Origin of the sequence: Streptomyces sp. NPDC005931 (assembly GCF_042871235.1) — a bacterium.
Taxonomy (GTDB): domain Bacteria; phylum Actinomycetota; class Actinomycetes; order Streptomycetales; family Streptomycetaceae; genus Streptomyces.
The window spans coordinates 480,037-500,419 of the sequence record NZ_JBIAIG010000004.1 but is presented as its reverse complement, the minus strand read 5'-3'; the positions used below and the strand labels follow the sequence as shown (position 1 = coordinate 500,419).

Below are 20,383 nucleotides of genomic sequence, written 5' to 3'. Positions count from 1 at the left end.
CCACGAAGTGAGCCCCCGGCCATGCCCACAACACCTGAAATGTCGATGGACATGACGACCGTCGGTGACACCGGTCTACTCGACACGCTGCAGCACGAGGTCGCCCTGTTCGCGCGCCGTGCCGAACAGACCCGGCTGGGCGGGGTCGGCCAGGTGCGCAACTCCATGGACCGCGCCGCGTACCTGCTGCTCAACCGTCTCGACAAGGAAGGCCCGATGGGCGTCAAGGCGCTCGCCGCGAGCATGGGGATCGACTCCTCGACGGTCACCCGGCAGGTGGCTCCCCTGGTGGACACCGGCCTGGTCAAGCGCACCTCGCACCCCGAGGACGGGCGGGCCGTGGTGCTCCAGCTGTCCCCGCGCGGGCAGTCGCGGCTGGAGGAAGTGCGCTCCTCCCGGCGCCAGTTGATGGCCGAGCTGACCCATGACTGGACGCCGGAGGAGCGCGAGGCGTTCTGCACGCTCCTCACCCGCTTCAACGGCGCGCTGTCCAGCCGCATGGCGGCCCACGGAGTCGCCGGGGCGGAGACACAGCCGGCCTCGTGAACCGACGGGCGCCGCGGCCGGCGATCACCGGGTGCGCCGGTGGCCCGCCGGTTTCCGGACGTGCGCGACTCTTGACCCCCTGGGCCGCCGCGGGCTCCCATGAGACGGGGTCCCCGTCGTACCCGCGCCCGCCGAGGTGCCCGTGCGCGGCCGGGACCGGCTCGGATCCGACGATCGCCGCGGGCGGAGGGTGCGGTTGCGACAGCGGCACGCGTCCCGGGACGCCCGCCGGGCCCGCGAGTTCGAGGCGTTCGTCGCGGGCGCGGCCGGGCGGCTGCTGCACGCCGCCACGCTGCTCACGGCCGAGGCCCCGGACGACAACCCGCGCGCGAGGCGCCTGCTGACCCTGTCGCTGGCCCATACCTACGCGTCCTGGGACCGGCTGCGCGACGAGGACCCCTACGACCGCACACGCCGGGACCTGGCCATCCGCTTCGCGCGGGGCGCCTGGCACCGGTACGGCGGTCCGGTCCGCTCCCGCCCGCACCCCGGGAGCCCGCTGGCCCGGCTGGGCCCGCAGGAGCGCCTGATCCTGGTCCTGCGCCTGTACGAGGGCGTCGCCGAGGAACAGACCGCGGCCCTGCTCGGCCTGTCCACGGACCGCGTCCGCGCGATCTGCCACCGCGCGACGACCGCCGTACTGCGCGGGCCGGGGCAATCCGCCGGGACCGTGGGGGACGTCGAGGCGGTGCCGTCATGAGGCCGCGCCGTGCCGTACGGGAGCCGCGCACGGCACGCCGCGCGTACCCGGGCGGGAGGTGACCGCGGATGGGCCGGCTCGACCGTGAGGGGACCGTGCGGCGGCTGCTGGAGCGGACGCCGCCGCAGGTGCCGCCCGACCTGCACGCCGAGGCCGTGCGGCGCGGTGCCCGCATGCTGCGGCGCAGGACACTCGCCCGCCGCGCCCTGTGGCTGCTGACGTTCGCGGCCACGGTGGCGTTCGTCGTGTGGGCGCTGACCGCGCGCCCCTGGGTGGAGCCGCCCTCGGAGACGACTCCACCGCTGACGGGCTGGTGAGCGGTCCCTACCGGTCGAGCGCCTGCTGAAGGTCCTCGAGCAGGTCGTCGACGTTCTCGATGCCCACGGACAGGCGCACCAGATCGGCCGGGACCTCGAGGGCGGAGCCCGCCGCCGAGGCATGCGTCATGCGGCCCGGGTGCTCGATCAGCGACTCGACGCCACCCAGCGACTCGCCGAGCGTGAACACCTTGGCGCGGTTGCAGACCTCGACGGCCGCCTCCTCGCCGCCCTCGACCCGGAAGGAGACCATGCCGCCGAAGGCCCGCATCTGCTTGGCGGCCACCTCGTGACCGGGGTGCTCGGGCAGCCCCGGGTACAGCACGCTCGTCACGCGCGGGTGCCGGGTGAGCATGTCGGCGATCCTGGTGGCGTTCTCGCTGTGCCGGTCCATGCGCACCGAGAGCGTCTTGGTGCCGCGCAGCACCAGCCAGGAGTCGAACGGCCCGGCGACCGCGCCCATGGCGTTCTGGTGGAAGGCCAGTTCCTCGCCCAGCTCCGGGTCGCTCGTGATCAGCGCGCCGCCGACCACGTCGGAGTGGCCGCCCATGTACTTGGTCAGGGAGTGGACGACGACGTCCGCGCCGAGCGCCAGCGGCTGCTGGAGGTACGGCGTGGCGAAGGTGTTGTCGACGACGAGGCGGGCGCCCGCGTCGCGGGCGACCTGGGCGACGGCGGCGACGTCGGTGATGCCGAGCAGCGGATTGGAGGGGGTCTCCACCCAGACGACCTTGGTCTTCGGGGTGATCGCGGCCCGTACGGCGGCGGGGTCGGAGCTGTCGGCGACCGACCACTCCACGCCCCAGCGGGCGACGACCTTGGCGAAGAGACGGAACGTGCCGCCGTACGCGTCGTTCGGGATCACCACGTGGTCGCCGGGGCTGAGCAGCGTACGCAGCAGGCAGTCCTCCGCCGCCAGTCCGGACGCGAACGCGAGGCCGCGGCGGCCGCCCTCGAGAGCGGCGAGGTTCTCCTCCAGCGCGGTCCTGGTGGGGTTGGCGCTGCGGCTGTACTCGTAACCGCCGCGCAGGCCGCCGACGCCGTCCTGCTTGTAGGTGGACACCTGGTAGATCGGCGGGACGACCGCGCCCGTCAAGGGGTCGGCGGTGTTGCCCGCGTGGATCGCGAGCGTCTCGAAGTGCTGACTGATGTGCCTGTCGCTCATGGGCCCGAGGGTAGTGCGCGCGGAGGGATGATGACGGGCATGGAGCGGGCAGGGTCCGCGACCAGCCGCGAACGGGCCACGAAGGGACCGCGGACGGGACCGCGGACCCACCGGGGAGGGGACACGGAGTCACCGGGGGCGGACCGCGGACGGGCCCCGCCGGGCCGGTCCCTGCGGCTGCGCGGAGAGTTTTCCACAGGCTCCGGCACCAGGTTGGCCAATTGTCGGCGCGGTCTGGTTCGCTTGTCGCATGGAGATTCTGTGGGTCCTGCTCGCCCTGGTCATGCTCGGCTTCGTGCTGGTGCCGTTCCTCAGGCGCGGGCGGGGCACGATCGAGCAGGTCCCGCCGGGCCATCCGGACGCGGCGGACCCAGCGAACTACGGCTTCGCCCGCGAGGAGGAGCTGGACGTCCGCATGCCCGGCCCGGACCAGGATCTGCTGGAGGTCCTGGACCTGGTGCAGCGCACGCAGGACTACCGCGCGGCGCAGCAGCTGCTGGCCGGCACGGAGGCGCAGGGCGAGCAGCGCTGGCAGCGGGTCCAGGCGTTCGCCGGTGCCGCCTCGCTGGAGCTGGCGCAGCGCCCCGGCGGGGTGAGCGAGGCGCCGGGCGGGCAGTGGCTGCGCGTGTGGCGGACCGAGGCTCCCAAGGACGCGGGCGGCGCGGCGGTGCACGCCGAGTTCCTGGTGCAGCAGGCGTGGCGCACGGCGGCGCCGGGGACGGACGAGTTCCGGATCATCATGGAGGAGGCGAAGGCGGCGTGCGACGAGGCGGCGCTGCTGGCTCCGGGCGATCCCATCCCGTACATCGTCGAGCTGTCGGTGGCGCGCGGGCTCGCCTACGAGCAGAAGGACTTCGAGCAGGTCTGGCTGAAGATCCTCGACCGTGCCCCGGCCCACATGGGTGCGCACCTGGCCGCGCTGCACTACTGGTGCGAGAAGTGGCACGGCTCCCGCCGGACGGCGTACGCGTTCGCCGAGGCCGCGGCGGCGCGGGCACCGCGGGGCTCGCTGCTGGCCGCGATGCCGCTCTTCGCGGTGTTCGAGCACCTGCCCGAGGTGAACCTGGTCCGCGGCTTCTACCAGAGCGAGGTCGTCACCAAGGCGATCCACGGCGGGCTGCACGCGGTGCACTCGGCCCGCCCCGACGACCCGATGCTGAGCCATGTGCGGCACATGCTGGTGTTCTTCCTGGTCCGCAGCGAGCGCTGGGCCGAGGCCATGAGCCAGCTGATACACGTCGACGGGCACGTCGGTGCCCTCCCCTGGACCCTCTCCCCGGACCCGGCCGCGGAGTTCGCGGTCTACCGGGCCCTGGCGGTGGCGGGCTACGAGGCGAACGGCGGCAGCCCTGCGACGCTCCCCCACTGAGCCACGGCCTTCGGAGCGTCCCGCCACCGAGCCGCGGCTCACGGCGCCCGGCCCGACGCCCCTCCCCGCGGCCACGGCTCCCTGCCACGCCCCCGCGCCGCCGAGCCGCAGGGGAGGACGGGCGGCCCCGGGTGGGGCGTCGCGCGGATCAGGCCGCGGCCGCCCGCGCCGCGCCCAGCCGCTCCTCGAGGAACTCCTCCCAGGTGCGGTGCCCGACCTGTGCGCCCTGCAGCGTCAGGTTCGCGCCCGCGCGGTAGGCGCGGCCCGCCGCGCCCGGGAGGGGGACGGGCAGGACGGGGCGGCGCCTGCCGCGCAGGTCCAGGTAGGGGCGGGCCAGGGCGACGAGGTCGTAGACGCGGGGGCCGGTCAGGTCGGGGACCGGGCCGGCGGGCGCGCCCAGGGCCAGCTCGGTCAGACGGGCGGCGACCTCGGCGGAGTCGACCGGCTGAAGGCGCAGCCCGCGCGGCGCCGGGAGCACGGGGAGCCTGGTCGTCTTCTCCACCAGGGCCAGCGCCAGGTCGTGGAACTGCGCCGCCCGCAGGGTCGTCCACCCGATGCCCGACCCGGCGACCGCCCGCTCCGCATCCCGCTTGGTGCGCATCCAGGCCAGCGGCACCCGGTCCGCCCCGACGACCGAGATGTACACCAGGTGGCGCACACCGGCCCGGGAGGCGGCGCCCACCAGCGTGCGGGTGGCCTCGTCGTCGCCCTTGGGCCCGCCCGCCAGGTGCAGCACCGTCGCGACGCCGGCGACCGCCGCATCCACGCCCTCGCCCTTCAGCAGGTCCCCGGCGACGTACTCGACGCCGTCCGCCGCCGGCCGGGGATGGCGGGTGAGGACGCGCACCTCGTGGCCCGCCTCGCGCAGCAGGGGGACGACGTGTCCGCCCAGGGTGCCGGTGCCTCCGGTGACCAGGATCGGTGATGTCATGGCCGCTTCTCCCGTTCTCGTCTCGCCCGGCGCGGGTGCGTCGTGCGCCGGTATGACGGAACGGTCCGGGCGAATGTGACCGGGACGGGCCCGGAGTCTCAGATCGTCGCGGTGTCGATGACGAAGCGGTAGCGGACGTCGCTGTTCAGGACCCGTTCGTACGCCTCGTTGATCTCTGCCGCGCCGATGATCTCGATCTCCGCGCCGATGCCGTGCTCGGCGCAGAAGTCGAGCATCTCCTGGGTCTCCCGGATGCCGCCTATGCTCGACCCGGCCAGCGTCTTGCGGCCGGCGATCACCGAGAAGAGGTTGAGCGACACGGGCTCCTCCGGGGCGCCCACGTTCACCAGGGCTCCGTCGGTGCGCAGCAGCGACAGGTACGCGCCGAGGTCGAGCGGCGCGGACACGGTGGAGACGATCAGGTCGAAGGTGCCCCGCAGAGCCGCGAAGGTGGCCGGGTCGGCGGTCGCGTGGTAATGGTCGGCGCCCAGCCGCAGACCGTCGTCCTTCTTGCGCAGGGACTGCGACAGCACCGTCACCTCGGCTCCGAGGGTGTGCGCGATCTTCACGGCCAGGTGGCCGAGCCCGCCGAGCCCGACGACCGCGACCTTCTTGCCGGGCCCGGCGTTCCAGTGCTTCAGCGGGGAGTACGTGGTGATCCCGGCGCACAGCAGCGGGGCGGCCACGTCGAGGGACAGCCCGTCGGGGATGCGGACGACGTAGTTCTCGTCGACGACGATCTTCTGCGCATAGCCGCCGTGGGTCGGCTCGCCGTCCCTGCCGATGCCGTTGTAGGTCATCACGGCACCGTTCTCGCAGTACTGCTCCAGGCCGGCGCGGCAGTTGTCGCACTCGCGGCAGGAGTCGACCATGCAGCCGACGCCGACCCGGTCACCGACCTGGAAGCGGGTCACTCCGGGCCCGGTCTCGGCGACCACACCGGCGATCTCGTGGCCGGGGACCATGGGGAAGATGGCCTCGCCCCAGCCCTCGCGGACCTGGTGGATGTCGGAGTGGCAGATGCCGGCGAACTGGATGTCGATCAGGACGTCGTGCTCACCGACCGGGCGGCGCTCGATGGTGGTGCGCTCCAGGGGTGCCTTGGCGGCGGGAGCGGCATAAGCGGCGACAGTGGTCATGCCGGGGTCTCCTAGGGGTGGGGTGGTCGTGCGCCCGGCGGGCCTTCTGCGGGCCGGGCACGGCGTCCAGCCTCGCGAAGGCGGCGGCGATTACCCAGGTCACGGCTCTGCCTACGTTGGCTGTGCGTACCACTGGCGGGGTCAGGCTGATGTGCGTACGACCGGGAATACTGGGGAGCATGGACGAGCACACCGACCCGGCTCGGACGTCGGCACCGCGTCCCGGGGCACGCGACGCGGGCGGCACCGGCGCGGGCGGCCCGAGCGACCCTGCCGCCGACGGCACCGGCGCGGGCGGCGCGAGCGACCCGACCGCCGGTGTGGCCGGCGTGGACGGCGGACTGGATCCGAGGGCCGAGCTGAGCGAGTTCCTGCGCACCCGGCGGGCCCGGCTGAAGCCGGAGGACGTGGGGCTGGCGTCGTTCGGACGGCACCGCCGCGTGCCGGGACTGCGCCGGGAGGAGCTGGCCCAGCTCGCCGGGGTGTCCGTGGCGTACTACACGCGCCTGGAGCAGGGCAACGGGCGGAACGTGTCGGCGGAGGTCCTGGACGCGATCGCCCGCGCGCTGCGCCTCACCGATGCCGAGCAGGCCCACCTCACGCATCTCGCCAAGCCCCGGCAGCAGCGCAAGCGACCGGCCGCGCGGATCCAGCAGACGCGTCCCGCGCTGCGGCAGCTGCTGGACACCATCGACACCGTCCCGGCGTACGTCGTGGGCCGGCGTTCGGACATCCTGGCCTGGAACAGGACGGCCGCGGCCCTGTTCGGGGACTGGGGCGAGCTGCCTCCGCAGGAGCGGAACTGGGCGCGGCTGGTGTTCCTGGACCCCGGCTACCGCGAGCTGTTCGTGGAGTGGGACCGCAAGGCGTCCGACATCGTCAGTTACCTGCGGATGGACGCCGGCCGCCACCCGGACGACCCCCGGCTGTCCGCGCTGGTGGGGGAACTGTCCGTCAAGAGCGAGGAGTTCCGGCGGCTGTGGGCCGCGCACGACGTCAAGGAGAAGAGCCACGGCGTCAAGCGCGTCCGGCATCCGCTGGCCGGTGAACTGACCCTGTCCTTCGAGACCTTCCAGGTCGCCGACGACGCCGAGCAGTCCCTGGTCACGTACCACGCGGAGCCGGGCTCACCGTCGGCGGAGATGCTGCGGCTGCTGGCGAGCTGGGGGACGGACGCCGCGTCGCAGCGGCCGGCGTGACGCCCGCCGGGCGCCCGCCCCGTTGAACGGGGGCCGACGGCGCACGACGACGGCCCGCCCCGAATCATTGGATTCCGGGCGGGCCGCGCCGTCACGGACTACTTGCCGTAGTACGCGTTGTAGATCGAGATCGTCGACTTGTTGCCCTTCTTGTCGGCGATCTTGGCGTGGAAGGAGACGGCCTTCCCCTTCGCCGGGTTCTTGACGGTGATGCTGCCCTTCTTGACCTCCGTCTTCTTCCAGGTCTTGCCGTAGTCGTAGGAGACCCACACCGACAGCGACTTGAGGTTGCGGCCCGCCGCCGCGCCCTCCACGGTGACCGGGAAGGTGACCTTCTTGCCGGCCGCGACCCTGCTGTCCAGACCGGTGACCGCGTTGAAGCGGACCGTCGACGCGGGCAGCTGCTTGAGGTCGCTGGTCTTCTTGGAGCGGAAGGTCCAGCTGGCGTCGACGCGGGTGGAGGCCGCGGCGACCTTGACGCTGCGCTTGACCGACGTGGTCAGCCGGTACTCGGCGTCACCCGACGGCACCTTGAACTCGCCGTCGCCGAACAGCGGGTCGGTGTGGGAGCCGACCTTCTTGCCGTTGCGGTACAGGCTGGTGGCGACCGAGGTGAACAGCGAGGAGCCGGGGTTGCGGTGGCGGTCCGCGAACAGCGGGAGCATGCCGTAGATGACGTTGCCGTCCCGGTAGAGCCCGAACTCGGAGTCCAGCGCCGGGCCGAAGACCGCCGTGTTGAAGGTGTTGGTGTACTTCTTGCCTGGCTTGAGGAGCTGCGTGCGGCCCTGCGTGTAGAAGGCGTCGACGAGCGGGAAGCCCTCGGCGGTCCGGCCCGCGCGCTGCTCGAAGTCGAAGGACCACCGGATCTTCTGCGACGTCGACAGGTACATGGTGCGCGAGCTGGGCAGCTTCTGCTCGATCAGCTCACCGAACGCGATGTCCGCGGGGAACTCGCCGACGGCGTAGACGCCACCGGTCTTGCCGGCGGCCGCGGCGCCCAGGTGGTGCTTCACGGTGGCGAGTTCGCCCCGCTTGAAGTGGCGGACCTTGTCACCCTGGAGCTTCTTCACCCGCGCGGTGGTGGCCACGCCGTACTCGGCGGTGGCGCCCTTGGTCCACTGGCCGTTCCAGGTCTGCTGGAGGCCTCCCGGAACCTCCGGGCCCAGGTGGGCGACCCGCAGGTCGGCGAAGGAGCGCGCACCCGCGCCGACGGCGATGCCGGCGTCGTCGTAGGTGTAGGTGATCGTCGCCGTGGCGGGCTTGGCCTTGGCGTCCGGCACGGTGATGTCTGCCGCCTTGGTCCTGCGGGCGTCGATCGTCAGCGTGGTGTTCCTGGTGACGCTCAGCTTCGGCTGGACCAGCCAGTCCAGGCCGCCCTCGAGCGTCTCGGGGTCCTTGACGATCCACGCGTCGACCAGGTAGGTGCCCTTGGGCACGCGCAGGGTGGAGGTGCCGGTCTCGCTCACCGGAACGCCGAAGCCCCGGTTGTTGCCCAGGCCCGAGTAGCCGAGCAGGTCGGTGAAGTGGTCACCGGTGGGCTGCCCGTCGCGGCCGATGTGCTTGACGGTCACGTCGTACGACTCGACCTCGCGCTGCACCGCCGCGGCCGTGCGGACGGTCTGGCCGCCGCCGGTCGCGGTGACGTACGCGGTGTACGCGCCGTCGACGGTGCCCCCCAGCCGGGTGTCGGCGGTGAAGTCGACGGAGGCCCGGCCGCCCGCCGGGACGGTCACCGAGGTGGCGCCCAGCTTGAAGAAGCCGGCCGGGACCGCCTTGCCCTTGGGGTTGGTGGCGGCCGACGTCAGCTTCAGCGTGACGTCCTTGGTGCCGAGGTTGCGGTAGGTCAGCTTCTTGACGACGGGCTTGTCGTCGGCGTGCGGCCACTGCTGGACGCCGAAGCTCACCGAGACCGGCTCGGCGATCACGGTCTGCTTGAGGGCCTTGTCGACCTGGACGCGGCCCGAGCCCTGCTCGAACGGCGTGTAGGCGCCGCCCTTGGTGGATCCGGTGAGCGCGCCCTTCAGTTCGGCGTACGTCCAGTCCGGGTGCTGCTGCTTGAGGATCGCCGCCGCGCCCGCGACGTGCGGGGTCGCCATCGACGTGCCCGAGATGGACATGTAGCCGGCCGGCTTCTCACCGACCTCCGCGGCGATGTCGCTGCCCTTGGCCGCGGCGGCCGTGATGTCCACGCCGGGGGCGGTGACGTCGGGCTTGATCGCCCCGTCGCCGAGGCGCGGGCCGGTGGAGGAGAATTCGGCGAGGCGGTCCTTGCCGTCGACGGCGCCGACGGTGAGCGCGGAGTCCGCGCTGCCGGGCGAACCGATCGTCTCGGGCCCGGAGTTGCCCGCGGCGATGGCGAACAGCACGCCCTTGTCGGCGGAAAGCTTGTCGACCGCCGCCTCCAGCGGGTCGGTCTCCGGCGTGTCCCCGCCGCCCAGGCTCATGTTGATGATGTCGGCGCCCTGGGCGACCGCCCACTCCATGCCCGCGAGGATGCCGGAGTCGTCGCCGTAACCGTCGTCGCCGAGGACCTTGCCGTTGAGGATCTTCGCCCCGGGGGCGACGCCCTTGAACTTGCCGCCGGACTTGGCGCCCGTACCGGCCGCGGTGGACGCGACGTGGGTGCCGTGGCCGACCTTGTCGCCGGTGCCGGGCGAGGCGGTGAAGTTCTTGGCGCCGACGACCTGGTTCTTCAGGTCCGGGTGGGTCGCGTCGACACCGGAGTCCAGGACGGCGATCCTGACGCCCTTGCCGTCGTAGCCGGCGGACCACGCCTTGGGGGCGCCGATCTGCGGGACGGACTTGTCGAGGTCGGCCCGGCGGACGCCGTCCAGCCAGACGTGGGCGATGCCGGAGGCGGTGCGGTCCCCGTTGGTGACCGCGTCCCACAGCTCGGGCGCGTCCTCGTGCGGGGTCTGGACCGCGTCGGCGTTCAGGGTCTTGAGGGTCTGGCGGAGCGTGCCCGCCTCGCGGACGTCGGACTTCGTCCCGGCCGCGCTGCCCTTGTAGCCGACGATGACCTTCAGGCCGCGCTTCTGGGAGCTGCGCGTGGTGGCCTTGTTGAGTTCGGTGACGTCGAAGAGCCGCCGGTCCAGCCTGCCGCTCGCGACGAGCCGGGCGGCGTCCGCGGGCAGCACGAGGGTGTGCCCGTCGACCTTGCTGATCCGGACGGGTATGTGCTCGCGGCCCTCGGCGCGCTCCAGGCCGACGACGCGGCCCTTGGCGTCCACGGCGACGCGGTCACCGGTGATGAGGGTGATGCGGTGCTTGGCCTTGAACGCGGCGGCCTTGGACGACGTACTGGAGGGCGCGTTCGCGGAGGCGGCGGACATCGGCTCCCCGTTCGCCGACGCCGGCCCGGTCATGCCCGCCGCGAGGGCCACGGCGGCTGCCGTGGCGACCGTGGCCGCGCATGCTCTCTTCACTTGTCTGCGCAAGTCTCCCCCTAGCGGAGTCGCCGGGTGAGTTACCCGTCACCCGGCCGGGGGTGGTCTCGTACGCACGCGCGCGCACCCCCCGGAGCACGCAGTATGCCGAGGCGCGATCAAGGGGCTCAAGGAGCCGGGGCCAAGGGGGCACAGTCGACGGGTGACTGTTACGCCGCCGCGGGAAATCCGTTACGGAATCGCGCGGTTGGGAGGACGCGGGAGCGCCGGAAGAACGACGGATGCCGCCCCCGGGGGGCGGCATCGTGTGGGGGCGGGGGGCGTCAGAGGGCCGAGCCCGCCTTCCACTGGTCCCAGCTCATGTTCCAGCCGTTGAGGCCGTTGTCCGGCGAGACGGTCCGGTCGCCGGTGTTCTGGACGACGACCACGTCACCGATCATCGAGTTGTCGTAGAACCAGGCGCCCGGCGTGCCGGGGTCGTCCGCGCCCTTCTTGTCCTGGAGGCCGACGCAGCCGTGGCTGGTGTTGACGCTGCCGAAGATGGACTTCGCGCCCCAGTAGTTGCCGTGGATGAAGGTGCCGGAGGTGGTCAGGCGCATGGCGTGCGGCACGTCCTTGATGTCGTACTCGCCCTCGCCGTCGTCGTCGGTGAAACCGACGGTCGCGCCGTTCATCCGGGTCTCCCTGAACTTCTCGGAGATCACCATCTGACCCTCGTACGTCTTGTTCTCGGGCGACCCGGCGGAGATCGGGATGGTGCGGACGGTCTTGCCGTCCTGCGTGATCTTCATCTGCTTGGTCTTGGCGTCGACGTAGGAGACCTGGTTGCGGCCGATCTTGAAGGTGACCGTCTTCTGCTGCACGCCGTAGACGCCCTCGGCGCCCTGGACGCCGTCGAGCGCCAGCTTCAGCGTGACCGTGGCGCCCTCCTGCCAGTACTCCTCGGGCCGGCAGTCCATGCGGTTGGCGTTGAACCAGTGGCAGGCCACCTCCTGCCCGCTGGTGGTGGAGACGGTGATGCCCTTCTGGACCTCGGCCTTCTTGGTGATCGCCTTGTCGAAGGTGATCGACACCGGCATGCCGACGCCCACGGTGGTTCCGTCGTCCGGGGTGAAGGTGCCGATGAAGCTGTTGGCCGGGGAGACGGTGGTGAACGTGGCGTTCTCGTGGGCGGCTCGGCCCTGGGAGTCCTCGGCGGTCGCCGACAGCTTGTAGGTGGTGGCGCGTTCCAGCTGGGCGCTGGGCTTCCAGCTCTTCTTGTCGGCCGATATCTGGCCGGAGACGACGGTGCCGTCGGAGGTCGTCATCTTCACCTCGGTGAGCGTGCCCTTGGTCACGGCCACCGAGGCGGAGTTGTTGATGGAGGCGTTGTTGGAGCCGTCCTTGGGCGTGATCTTGATCTGGGCCTCGGAGGACTTCTTGGCGGCCGCCTCGTCGACCTGGGCCTGCGAGTCCTTCCCGCCGTCTCCCGCGGAGGCGTTGTCGTCACCGCCGGAACATGCCGAGAGCACCAGCACTCCGCCGAGCAGAGCGGACGCGGCCGCCAGACCCCTGCGCCGCTTACTGTCCGTCATCACACGCTTCTCCATCATTGCCGATTTCCCCAAAACCCCGCGAGTCCGCCGGCCGAAGCCGGAGACCTCGCCAATAACCTTCAACGCTACGACCGGTTGATCCCGTTCCCCATGGCCCGCGGGTGTGGGGCTCACCACGTCCGCCGGGGCGGACGGTTGCCGGTGGGCGGGCAACCGGCCGGTGCGCCGCTTGAGACGCCGTGACCCCGGACGGCGGTTGCCGTCCGGGGTCACGTTTTCCCGAGCCGCCTCAGTCGAGGTCGTCGGCCTCGTCCTCCTCGAGGTCCCACTCCGGGGCGTCGGGGTCGTAGTCGATCCGCTCGCTGCTCCAGGAGGCCTGTGCGAGATCCACCCCGGGCACGTCGCCGACCAGGGTGACGGGGTCGACGAGATACGCGAGGGCCTCGGCGGAGTCCTCCTTCACGGCGCTCTCGGCATGTACCCGCTCCGCGGGGGGCATGTCAATGTCGTCCGCGATCCTGCGCAGGGCGGCCTCGGCGACCGCCTCCTCGTCGCCGACCTCGAGGACGATCTCCACGCGAAGTCGTACGAATCGCGATGTCTCAGGGGTGCTCATGTCCGGAGCGTACGGCCCCTGGCTCCCGTGACTTTCCTGTGACCCGCGCCTTTCACTAACATCGCCCCACACGGCCAATTCGCCAGCACCACAAGGGGATCGATATTCCGTGTCATCCGCTCGCCGTCCGTTGCTGACCGCCACCGCCGCGGGCACGCTGCTGTGCGCCCTGTGGTTCGTCCCGTCCGCGAACGCGACCTCGGATAACCCGGCGAGAGGCACCACCTCGACCGGGCCGTCCGTGCAGGTCACCGAGCAGGCGAGGGTCACCGCCGACGTGGTGTCCACCTCCGCGGACGGCACCGGCGGCGATGTCCGGCTCGCCGACACCGGCAGCTTCGACAGCACCCCGTACCTCGTCGGCGGCACGTTCTGCCTCACCCTCGGCGCCGGGTTCGTCGTCTACTCGGTACGCCGCGAACGCCTGGGCTTCTGACCCAGCCGGAACGCCTTCCGGCCCACCCTCGCGGCGGCCCTTCCCGGACCCCGCGGGTCGCGCCGCGGGGCCCGGGCGGGTTCAGCGCAGCGGACCGGTGACCGTCTCGGCCGCCGCCACCAGCCGCCCGTCGCGGACGAACGCCTCCGCCGCCGCCAGGTCGGGCGCCAGATAGCGGTCCGGACCCGGGCCGTTCACGCCCGCCGCCCGCGCGGCCTCGATGACGGCGCGCGTCGCGGGCGCCGGGGCCAGCCCGGTACGCAGTTCCACGGCCCGCGCGGCGGCGTAGAGCTCGACGGCGATGATCCGGGCGAGGTTGCCGACGGCCGTGCGCAGCTTGCGCGCCGCCGACCAGCCCATCGACACGTGGTCCTCCTGCATCGCGGAGGACGGGATGGAGTCGGCCGACGCCGGCACGGCGAGCCGTTTCATCTCGCTCACCAGCGCGGCCTGCGTGTACTGGGCGATCATCAGCCCGGAGTCGACACCGGCGTCGTCCGCGAGGAACGGCGGGAGTCCGTGGCTGCGGTTCTTGTCCAGCAGCCGGTCGGTGCGGCGCTCGGCGATCGAGCCGAGGTCGGCGGCGGCGACGGCGAGGAAGTCCAGGACGTAGGCCACCGGGGCCCCGTGGAAGTTCCCGTTGGACTCGACCCGCCCGTCGGGCAGCACCACCGGATTGTCGACGGCGGAGGCGAGTTCGCGCTCGGCGACCAGCCTGGCGTGGGCCAGGGTGTCCCGTCCGGCGCCCGCGACCTGCGGGGCGCAGCGCACCGAGTAGGCGTCCTGGACGCGGGGCGCGTCGTCCTGGTGATGTCCCGTCAGGCCCGAACCCTTCAGCACCGCGAGCATGTTGGCGGCGCTGGCCGCCTGGCCCGGGTGCGGGCGGATGGCGTGCAGTTCGGGGGCGAGCACCTTGTCGGTGCCGAGCAGCGCCTCGAGGCTGAGGGCGGCCGTCACGTCGGCGGACTTGTAGAGGGTCTCCAGGTCGGCGAGGGCCATGACCAGCATGCCGAGCATGCCGTCGGTGCCGTTGAGGAGGGCCAGCCCCTCCTTCTCCCGCAGTTCGACGGGCCGGATCCCGTGCTCGGCGAGCAGCTCACCGGCGGGCCGCAGGCTCCCGTCGGGGCCCTCGGCCTCCCCCTCCCCCATGAGCGTGAGGGCGCAGTGGGACAGCGGGGCCAGGTCGCCCGAGCAGCCGAGGGAGCCGTACTCGTGCACGACCGGTGTGATCCCGGCGTTCAGCACGTCGGCCATGGTCTGCGCGACCTCGGGCCGCACGCCGGTGTGCCCGGAGCAGACGGTCTTCAGCCGCAGGAACATCAGGGCGCGGACGACCTCACGCTCCACCCGCGGCCCCATCCCGGCGGCGTGCGAGCGGACGATGTTGCGCTGGAGTTGCGCACGCAGTTCCGGGCTGATGTGCCGGGTCGCCAGGGCGCCGAAGCCGGTGCTGACGCCGTACACGGGCTCCGGCTTGGCCGCGAGCGCGTCCACGATCTCGCGGGACGCGGCGAGGGCGGCCAGCGCCTCCGGGGACAGTTCGATGCGGGCACCGCCGCGCGCCACGGCGAGAACGTCGGAGGCGGTCGCCCCGGACGTCCCCACCACCACAGTGTGCATATCCATATTCAGGAGCGTACGCAGTGAATTCAACAATGTCACCCCTGGGAGCGCACCCCGCCCCTTACCGCTTTGCCGCTCCCCACGCCCCTCACGGCGAATGGCGCCCCCGGAACCGGCGGCGCTCCGCGTCCGCCGCCCGCGACGGCTCGTCCGCGAGCCGTACGACGGGGTCGTCCGGGCCCTCCCGCCCGGCGACGACCGGATGCGCCGCCCGCTGGGCCTTGGCCCGGTACTGCGCCGCATCGGCCAGCCGGAACAGCCGCCGGGCGGAGCGCACGGACCCGATGGGGTCCTCCGTGGAGGCGATCCCGCAGGCCACGCCGTCCCCGATCCCCAACTCGGCCGCTCGCAGGCACAGTTCGTCCGCCGCCTTCACCACCTGGTCGGCGGGGGCACCCACGACGAGCAGACAGAACTCGTCTCCCCCCAGCCGCGCCGCCAGCGCCCCCGGCAGCCTCGCCCCGCACAGCGACAGCACCGTCCCGAACCGCTCCAGCAGCCGGTCCCCCACGGCGTGCCCCAGGGTGTCGTTGACCCGCTTGAGCCCGTTGACGTCGCACACCACGAGACTGACGACGGTACCGCCCCTGCGATGCAGTTCCACGGCCTCGTCGAGCCGCGCGTCCACGGCACGGCGGTTGGCCAAGCCGGTCAGCGGGTCCGTGTACGCGAGGCGCCGGGCCTCCTCCAGCCGCTCGGCCTGTGCGATCCCGGCGGCCACGACGGACGCCAGGACGGTGGCGAAGTCGGCGTCGGCCCGGGCGAACACGGGCGCGCCGACCGGGCGGGCCACGTACAGCTCGCCCCAGGCTCGCCCGTGCAGCACGATCGGGGCGACCACACAGCACCCGCGCCCGCGCCGGCGCAGCGCCGCGACGCGCCGATGGCAGTACCCCTGGCGCCCCGCCGCGGGTCCCTCGGCGGTCTCGACCCAGGCGTCGGGCTCGCCGCCACCGGCCCACCTCTCGTGCAGGAACTCGGTGATCTCGGCGAACTCGTGCACCGGGTACGACTCGTCGTCGGGGAACTCCTCCTCCCCCTCGGCCAGCTCCCCGACGTTCACCAGGACCCGCAGCCGCCCCAGCTCCCGCTCCCAGACCGACAGCGCGGCGAAGCTCCCGTGCAGCGCGTGGCGGGCCCCACCGGCCGCGGCCCGCCACGCCTCCCGCGCGCTGTGCGCGGCCGCCATGCCCTGCGCCAGCGCCACCACCGCCGCCAGCCGGCTGTCCTCACCCATCCCTCCAGGCTAGGGAGGTTCGGTACGAATCGGGACATTAACGATGCGAACGGGGCGAGACGCCCGCCCCCGCCCCCGGCCGCCGGGCCGGGACGACGGACCGGCGGCCGGTGCGCTACTCCCCGGGCCAGTTCGGCCTGCGCTTGTCGTTGAACGCGGCCACGCCCTCCGCACGGTCCCCCGAGAAGGCCACCGAGCGCCAGGCGGCGTCCTCGACCTCCAGACCGGCGGGCAGGTCCAGCCCGTGCCCGAGCCGCAGCGCCCGCTTGGCCGCCCGCAGCCCCACGGGCGAGTTCACGGCGATCCTGGACGCCAGGGCGAGGGCCTCCTCACGGTCCCGCCCCTCCTCCACCAACCGGTCGACGAGCCCCAGCTCACGCGCCTCGACGGCCTCCACCCGGCGGGCCGTGAAGATCAGCTCGGCCGCTCTGGCCGCCCCCACCCGCCGGGGCAGCAACTGCGTACCGCCGCCGCCGGGGATGACCCCCACCGACACCTCCGGCAGCCCGACCACGGCCGTACGGTCGGCCACGATCACGTCGCACGACAGGGCCAGCTCGAAGCCGCCCCCGAGCGCGAACCCGTGGACCGCCGCGACCGTCGGCACCGGCAGCTCGAGCACCCCGGTGTACGCCCCGCGTGCGACAGGGCGCTGGCGCACCAGATCGGCGTCGCTGAAGGAATTGCGCTCCTTCAGATCGGCCCCCACGCAGAACGCCCGCTCGTGCGACGAGGTGAGCACCACCACCCGCACACCGCGGTCCTCCCCCAGTGCCGCGCAGGCCGCCGAGAGGGAGCGGGCCATCTCGGTCGAGACCGCGTTCATGGCCTTGGGCCGGTCGAGGACGAGCTCGGCGACATGCCCCTCGTCATGCCGGCGCACCAGCACGAACTCCCCGAACCGTTCCTCACTCATGACACCCTCCGGTTAACGCGGGTTAACTCCGTTCGCCCCCGATCATCGCAGCCGGGCCCCCCGGGGAAAAGGGCGTACGTCCGGTTCCCTCGTCACCCCCCGCCCACCCGTTCGAGTGATATCGCGCCGACTCGCTCCCGGCACCGCCCGGGGAAGGCATAACGTGCGCAACGCCACGGCGCCCCGGGGGCGCGTGCGCAGGGGAGGGATCGCGATGACGGCCGCCACACCCACCAGGCCACAGCGCACCGCACCGGAGGACACCGAGCCGCCGAGAGCACTGACCCGCGCCGGAACCGTCCTCTTCGGCCACCGCGGCCGTCACCGCAGGCCCCGCCCGCGCAAACTCCTGCTGGCCTCCGGCGGCCTGGCCCTGGCCGCCGCGGCTCTGAGCCTCGTCCGCCTGGCGTCGGACCCGGGCGGCAGCGGCATCGGCACCATCGAGGCCGGCCCCCGCCCCGTCCCGGACCCCGCCGCGACACCGAGCACCACCCCCGCGCCCGGAACCGCCACCGCACCGGCCCCGGGCAGTTCCCTCCCCACCGTGCAGGGCGGACTGAGCACGGCCCCGGTCACCCCGGTCGCGGCGGCCACCCCGCGCCGCACCCCGGCCGAACCGGACGCGACCACGATCCCGCAGGCCCCGAACGACCCCCCGCCCGCGCCGAACACCCCCGCTCCCCGCCCGGCCACGAGCGCCCCGGAGCCGGTGGCGCCCTCGTCCCCGGCCCCGGCCCCGAGCCGGGACCGCGCCCCGTCACCGCCGCCTCCGTCCCCGACCCAGCCGTACGCACCGGACACCCCCACCCTGTGCGTGCCGGTCATCGGCGTCTGCGTAGAGGGCCTGGGCTGACTCAGGCAGCCCCGTCCCTGCGGGTGAGCAGCCAGGGCTCGACCACGCCCAGACCACGTACCGGCCGCTGCCACATCGGCTGGAGCGCGAACCGGTACGTCGGCGGCTCCTCGCCCTCCTTCTCCGCATGGGCCGCGGCCTCGGCGGCGGCGGCCTCCGAGGCGGGGGCGTCCCCCGTGCGGATCAGCTCCTCGGCGAACGCGGCGTCCACCAGCACGGCGTCCCGGGGAGCTATCGAGGTCAGCCGGGAGGCCAGGTTGACGGTGGTCCCGAAGACGTCTCCCATCCGGGTGGTCACCGTGCCGAAGGCCATGCCCACCCGCAGCTCCGGCATGGTCTCGTCGTGCGCCATGGTCTCGATCAGCCGCATCGCGATCTCGGCGGCGGTGCCCGCGTCGTCGGCGGCGTACAGCACCTCGTCGCCCAGCGTCTTGATGAGCCGCCCGCCGCGCGCGGCGACCAGATCGGCGGCGGTGGTCTCGAACGCCTCGACGAGCTCGCCGAGCTCCTCCTCCTCCATCCGGCGGGTCAACCGTGTGAAACCCACGAGGTCGGCGAAGGCCACGGCGAGCCGCCGGTCGACCATCTCCTCGTCGTCGGCCCCCTGGACCACCCGCCCGGCCGAGGCGGCGAGCTGCCGCCGCCAGACGTAGACCAGGAACTCCTCCAGCTCGGGCAGGAGCAGCTCGACGATCGGATAGGTGACCTCGGTGCGGGTCATGCCCGGCTCGGGCGGCTCGGTCAGCCCCTCGAGGAAGGAATCGATCTGCCATTCGGCCAATCGGGCGGTGGTCTGCCCGGTGGACCGCGCCACCTGCACCGCCATGGCCTCGCTCAGCAGCCCGGCCTCCACCAGACCGGCCAGCCGCCGCAGCGCCAGTACGTCCGCCTCCGTGAGCGCCTTGGCCTGCCCGACGTCGGCGAAGCCCATGGCCCGCCAGAACCGCGTGGCCAGCTCCATGGTGACGCCGGCACTGCGGGCCGCCTGAAACGGTGTGTACCGGCGTTCGGCACCCAGGATGAGCTGTTCGAGACGCAGAGCCAGCGGATCCTCGCCGTTGCCGGCGGGATCGGGGTCCCCCCGCTCGAGCGAAGCCGAGGGTGGGGGAGGCTCCACCCGGCCCTGCGCGTCCGTGCCGGAACCCGAGTCGTCGACGGTCACGCGTTGCTGCCCTTCCGATCTGCCACGGCCATGTATCGACCGGCCTCAACTCTACGGCAGGTGTGCGCCAGCTCACTCCGTTCGCCCGAGCCACCCGGCGAGGTGACCGGCGCCTCCGCGCGCCGGCACCCCGTGTACCCATCCTGGGGAAGCGAACGCGGCCGCGCCCAGGAGCAGACGGGGAGCGGCAGGTGTACGCACCCGCGCACCCGACGCGCACAAGCCGCACGCGGCGGGAGGAGGACGGGACGGGGTGCGTGGACGCTGCCCGGGCCGCACCGGACCCGTCCGGACCCGCGCCGGAGCCGCGGTCACCGGCCGCGCACCCCACCGGACGCGCACCACGCGCCCCACCGGCGCGCGTCGTCACCGCCCGCTGCCGCCACCATTGCGCAGGTGCACGATGTCCCCCGCCCCCACCGGCTCCTGCACCCCGTCCGCCGTGGCCAGCACCAGCCGCCCGTCCCCGTCCACGGCCACCGCCTCACCGGTGACGGACCGGTCCCCCGGAAGCTCCGCCCGCACCGTGCGGCCCAACGTTGCGCACCCCGCCGCGTAGGCCTCCTGCAGCCCGCAGAGCCCGGCGTCACCCCCCGCGCGCCGCCACTTGACGTACCACTCCTCCAGGGCCCGCAGCACGCCCCTGAGCAGCGGGTCCCGATCCGTGCTCACCGCTCCGGCCAGCGCCAGCGACCCCGCCTGTGGCACCGGCAGCTCGTCGGCCCGCAGGCTGACATTGATCCCGACCCCGATGACGACACCGCGCTCACCGGCCCGCTCCGCGAGGATGCCGCCCGCCTTGCGTTCCTCACCGCCGACGGTGACCAGCACGTCGTTGGGCCACTTGAGCGCCGTGTCGACGCCGGCCGCGCGGGACAGCCCCGTGGCGACGGCAACCCCGGTGAGCAGCGGCAGCCACCCCCAGTGGTGCACCGGCACCTCCGCCGGGTCCAGCAGGACGGAGAAAAACAGTCCCGACCGCGCCGGAGCCGTCCACCTCCGGTCGAGACGGCCGCGGCCGGCGGTCTGTTCCTCGGCGATCAGCACCGCCCCCTCGGCCGCCCGCCCCTCCGCGGCCATCGCCACGAGATCGGAGTTCGTGGAGCCGGTGCGCTGCACCACCTCCACCTGGGACCACAGTGCTCCCTCGCGTACCAGACCCCGGCGCAGGGCGGCGGCGTTGAGGGGCGGGCGGTCGAGGTCGGACCAGCGACCGCCGTTGGCGTCTGATGCATCTTGCGGCGTCATGCAAG

Annotated in this window: 18 protein-coding genes; 7 read left to right on the top strand and 11 right to left on the bottom strand. The window is 73.1% G+C overall.

Annotated features, from left to right (window positions below; all coding sequences use genetic code 11):
• Positions 1–39: 39 nt before the first annotated feature.
• The 3 genes from ACFYOV_RS13355 (at position 40) to ACFYOV_RS13345 (ending at position 1,563) form a co-directional block, all read left to right on the top strand.
• Positions 40–546 (top strand): MarR family winged helix-turn-helix transcriptional regulator, encoded by a 507-nt coding sequence (locus ACFYOV_RS13355; protein ID WP_389086616.1) that lies wholly within the window; start codon positions 40–42, stop codon positions 544–546.
• Positions 547–742: 196 nt separating this feature from the next.
• Complete coding sequence (locus tag ACFYOV_RS13350) at positions 743–1,246, top strand: sigma factor-like helix-turn-helix DNA-binding protein (RefSeq protein WP_389086613.1); 504 nt, start codon at positions 743–745, stop codon at positions 1,244–1,246.
• A gap of 68 nt (positions 1,247–1,314) precedes the next feature.
• The gene (locus ACFYOV_RS13345; RefSeq protein WP_389086611.1) at positions 1,315–1,563 is read left to right on the top strand and encodes a hypothetical protein; all 249 of its coding nucleotides are present in this window, start codon (positions 1,315–1,317) and stop codon (positions 1,561–1,563) included.
• A gap of 7 nt (positions 1,564–1,570) precedes the next feature.
• Here the strand turns inward: ACFYOV_RS13345 and ACFYOV_RS13340 are convergent, their stop codons facing one another.
• Positions 1,571–2,728 carry a cystathionine gamma-synthase gene (locus ACFYOV_RS13340; protein ID WP_389086609.1) on the bottom strand — a complete coding sequence of 386 codons (1,158 nt, stop codon included), beginning with the start codon at positions 2,726–2,728 and terminating at the stop codon, positions 1,571–1,573.
• Between the two features lie 250 nt (positions 2,729–2,978).
• Here ACFYOV_RS13340 and ACFYOV_RS13335 point away from each other — a divergent pair, with 250 nt between their 5' ends.
• Positions 2,979–4,097 carry a hypothetical protein gene (locus ACFYOV_RS13335; protein ID WP_389086607.1) on the top strand — a complete coding sequence of 373 codons (1,119 nt, stop codon included), beginning with the start codon at positions 2,979–2,981 and terminating at the stop codon, positions 4,095–4,097.
• 148 nt (positions 4,098–4,245) lie between these two features.
• Here the strand turns inward: ACFYOV_RS13335 and ACFYOV_RS13330 are convergent, their stop codons facing one another.
• Both ACFYOV_RS13330 and ACFYOV_RS13325 read right to left on the bottom strand, forming a co-directional pair.
• Positions 4,246–5,028: an SDR family oxidoreductase gene (locus tag ACFYOV_RS13330; RefSeq protein WP_389086605.1), complete on the bottom strand. Its 783-nt coding sequence runs from the start codon at positions 5,026–5,028 to the stop codon at positions 4,246–4,248.
• A gap of 98 nt (positions 5,029–5,126) precedes the next feature.
• Positions 5,127–6,167 carry an NAD(P)-dependent alcohol dehydrogenase gene (locus tag ACFYOV_RS13325; protein ID WP_389086602.1) on the bottom strand — a complete coding sequence of 347 codons (1,041 nt, stop codon included), beginning with the start codon at positions 6,165–6,167 and terminating at the stop codon, positions 5,127–5,129.
• 329 nt (positions 6,168–6,496) lie between these two features.
• Here ACFYOV_RS13325 and ACFYOV_RS13320 point away from each other — a divergent pair, with 329 nt between their 5' ends.
• A complete protein-coding gene (locus ACFYOV_RS13320) occupies positions 6,497–7,366 on the top strand; it encodes a helix-turn-helix domain-containing protein (protein ID WP_389087099.1) in 870 nt (289 codons plus the stop codon).
• Between the two features lie 98 nt (positions 7,367–7,464).
• On the opposite strand, the gene ACFYOV_RS13315 is transcribed toward ACFYOV_RS13320, so the two are convergent.
• The 3 genes from ACFYOV_RS13315 to ACFYOV_RS13305 all read right to left on the bottom strand — a co-directional run bounded on the left by ACFYOV_RS13315 (position 7,465) and on the right by ACFYOV_RS13305 (position 12,903).
• On the bottom strand, positions 7,465–10,731 hold the full coding sequence (locus ACFYOV_RS13315; protein WP_389087097.1) for a S8 family serine peptidase: 3,267 nt from the start codon (positions 10,729–10,731) through the stop codon (positions 7,465–7,467).
• 344 nt (positions 10,732–11,075) lie between these two features.
• On the bottom strand, positions 11,076–12,326 hold the full coding sequence (locus tag ACFYOV_RS13310; protein ID WP_389086600.1) for an Ig-like domain-containing protein: 1,251 nt from the start codon (positions 12,324–12,326) through the stop codon (positions 11,076–11,078).
• Between the two features lie 250 nt (positions 12,327–12,576).
• Complete coding sequence (locus ACFYOV_RS13305; RefSeq protein ID WP_389086597.1) at positions 12,577–12,903, bottom strand: hypothetical protein; 327 nt, start codon at positions 12,901–12,903, stop codon at positions 12,577–12,579.
• 109 nt (positions 12,904–13,012) lie between these two features.
• Between ACFYOV_RS13305 and ACFYOV_RS13300 the strand changes: the two genes are divergently transcribed.
• The gene (locus ACFYOV_RS13300) at positions 13,013–13,339 is read left to right on the top strand and encodes a hypothetical protein (RefSeq protein ID WP_389086595.1); all 327 of its coding nucleotides are present in this window, start codon (positions 13,013–13,015) and stop codon (positions 13,337–13,339) included.
• 81 nt (positions 13,340–13,420) lie between these two features.
• Here ACFYOV_RS13300 and hutH read toward each other — a convergent pair whose 3' ends face one another.
• The 3 genes from hutH to ACFYOV_RS13285 form a co-directional block, all read right to left on the bottom strand.
• The gene (gene hutH, locus ACFYOV_RS13295; RefSeq protein ID WP_389087095.1) at positions 13,421–14,959 is read right to left on the bottom strand and encodes a histidine ammonia-lyase; all 1,539 of its coding nucleotides are present in this window, start codon (positions 14,957–14,959) and stop codon (positions 13,421–13,423) included.
• Positions 14,960–15,050: 91 nt separating this feature from the next.
• Positions 15,051–16,199, bottom strand: a complete 1,149-nt coding sequence (locus ACFYOV_RS13290; RefSeq protein ID WP_389086593.1) for a diguanylate cyclase domain-containing protein — start codon at positions 16,197–16,199, stop codon at positions 15,051–15,053.
• A 115-nt stretch (positions 16,200–16,314) separates the two neighbouring features.
• Positions 16,315–17,115, bottom strand: coding sequence for an enoyl-CoA hydratase/isomerase family protein (locus tag ACFYOV_RS13285; RefSeq protein ID WP_389086591.1), 801 nt, complete (start codon positions 17,113–17,115; stop codon positions 16,315–16,317).
• 214 nt (positions 17,116–17,329) lie between these two features.
• Between ACFYOV_RS13285 and ACFYOV_RS13280 the strand changes: the two genes are divergently transcribed.
• Entirely contained in the window at positions 17,330–17,968 is a 639-nt protein-coding gene (locus tag ACFYOV_RS13280; RefSeq protein WP_389086588.1) for a hypothetical protein, read from the top strand.
• 1 nt (position 17,969) lies between these two features.
• Here ACFYOV_RS13280 and ACFYOV_RS13275 read toward each other — a convergent pair whose 3' ends face one another.
• Entirely contained in the window at positions 17,970–19,130 is a 1,161-nt protein-coding gene (locus tag ACFYOV_RS13275) for an adenylate/guanylate cyclase domain-containing protein (RefSeq protein WP_389086586.1), read from the bottom strand.
• A 366-nt stretch (positions 19,131–19,496) separates the two neighbouring features.
• Positions 19,497–20,378: a biotin--[acetyl-CoA-carboxylase] ligase gene (locus ACFYOV_RS13270; protein WP_389086583.1), complete on the bottom strand. Its 882-nt coding sequence runs from the start codon at positions 20,376–20,378 to the stop codon at positions 19,497–19,499.
• Positions 20,379–20,383 lie beyond the last annotated feature (5 nt).

Excerpts from the sequence above, each read along its gene's own strand:
- ACFYOV_RS13340 (WP_389086609.1), bottom strand. The coding sequence starts at position 2,728 with ATGAGCGACAGGCACATCAGTCAGCACTTCGAGACGCTCGCGATCCAC.
- ACFYOV_RS13335 (WP_389086607.1), top strand. The coding sequence starts at position 2,979 with ATGGAGATTCTGTGGGTCCTGCTCGCCCTGGTCATGCTCGGCTTCGTG.
- ACFYOV_RS13270 (WP_389086583.1), bottom strand. The coding sequence starts at position 20,378 with ATGACGCCGCAAGATGCATCAGACGCCAACGGCGGTCGCTGGTCCGAC.
- ACFYOV_RS13325 (WP_389086602.1), bottom strand. The coding sequence starts at position 6,167 with ATGACCACTGTCGCCGCTTATGCCGCTCCCGCCGCCAAGGCACCCCTG.
- ACFYOV_RS13355 (WP_389086616.1), top strand. The coding sequence starts at position 40 with ATGTCGATGGACATGACGACCGTCGGTGACACCGGTCTACTCGACACG.
- hutH (WP_389087095.1), bottom strand. The coding sequence starts at position 14,959 with ATGCACACTGTGGTGGTGGGGACGTCCGGGGCGACCGCCTCCGACGTT.
- ACFYOV_RS13315 (WP_389087097.1), bottom strand. The coding sequence starts at position 10,731 with ATGACCGGGCCGGCGTCGGCGAACGGGGAGCCGATGTCCGCCGCCTCC.
- ACFYOV_RS13285 (WP_389086591.1), bottom strand. The coding sequence starts at position 17,115 with ATGAGTGAGGAACGGTTCGGGGAGTTCGTGCTGGTGCGCCGGCATGAC.
- ACFYOV_RS13305 (WP_389086597.1), bottom strand. The coding sequence starts at position 12,903 with ATGAGCACCCCTGAGACATCGCGATTCGTACGACTTCGCGTGGAGATC.
- ACFYOV_RS13280 (WP_389086588.1), top strand. The coding sequence starts at position 17,330 with ATGACGGCCGCCACACCCACCAGGCCACAGCGCACCGCACCGGAGGAC.
- ACFYOV_RS13310 (WP_389086600.1), bottom strand. The coding sequence starts at position 12,326 with ATGACGGACAGTAAGCGGCGCAGGGGTCTGGCGGCCGCGTCCGCTCTG.
- ACFYOV_RS13290 (WP_389086593.1), bottom strand. The coding sequence starts at position 16,199 with ATGGGTGAGGACAGCCGGCTGGCGGCGGTGGTGGCGCTGGCGCAGGGC.
- ACFYOV_RS13330 (WP_389086605.1), bottom strand. The coding sequence starts at position 5,028 with ATGACATCACCGATCCTGGTCACCGGAGGCACCGGCACCCTGGGCGGA.
- ACFYOV_RS13345 (WP_389086611.1), top strand. The coding sequence starts at position 1,315 with ATGGGCCGGCTCGACCGTGAGGGGACCGTGCGGCGGCTGCTGGAGCGG.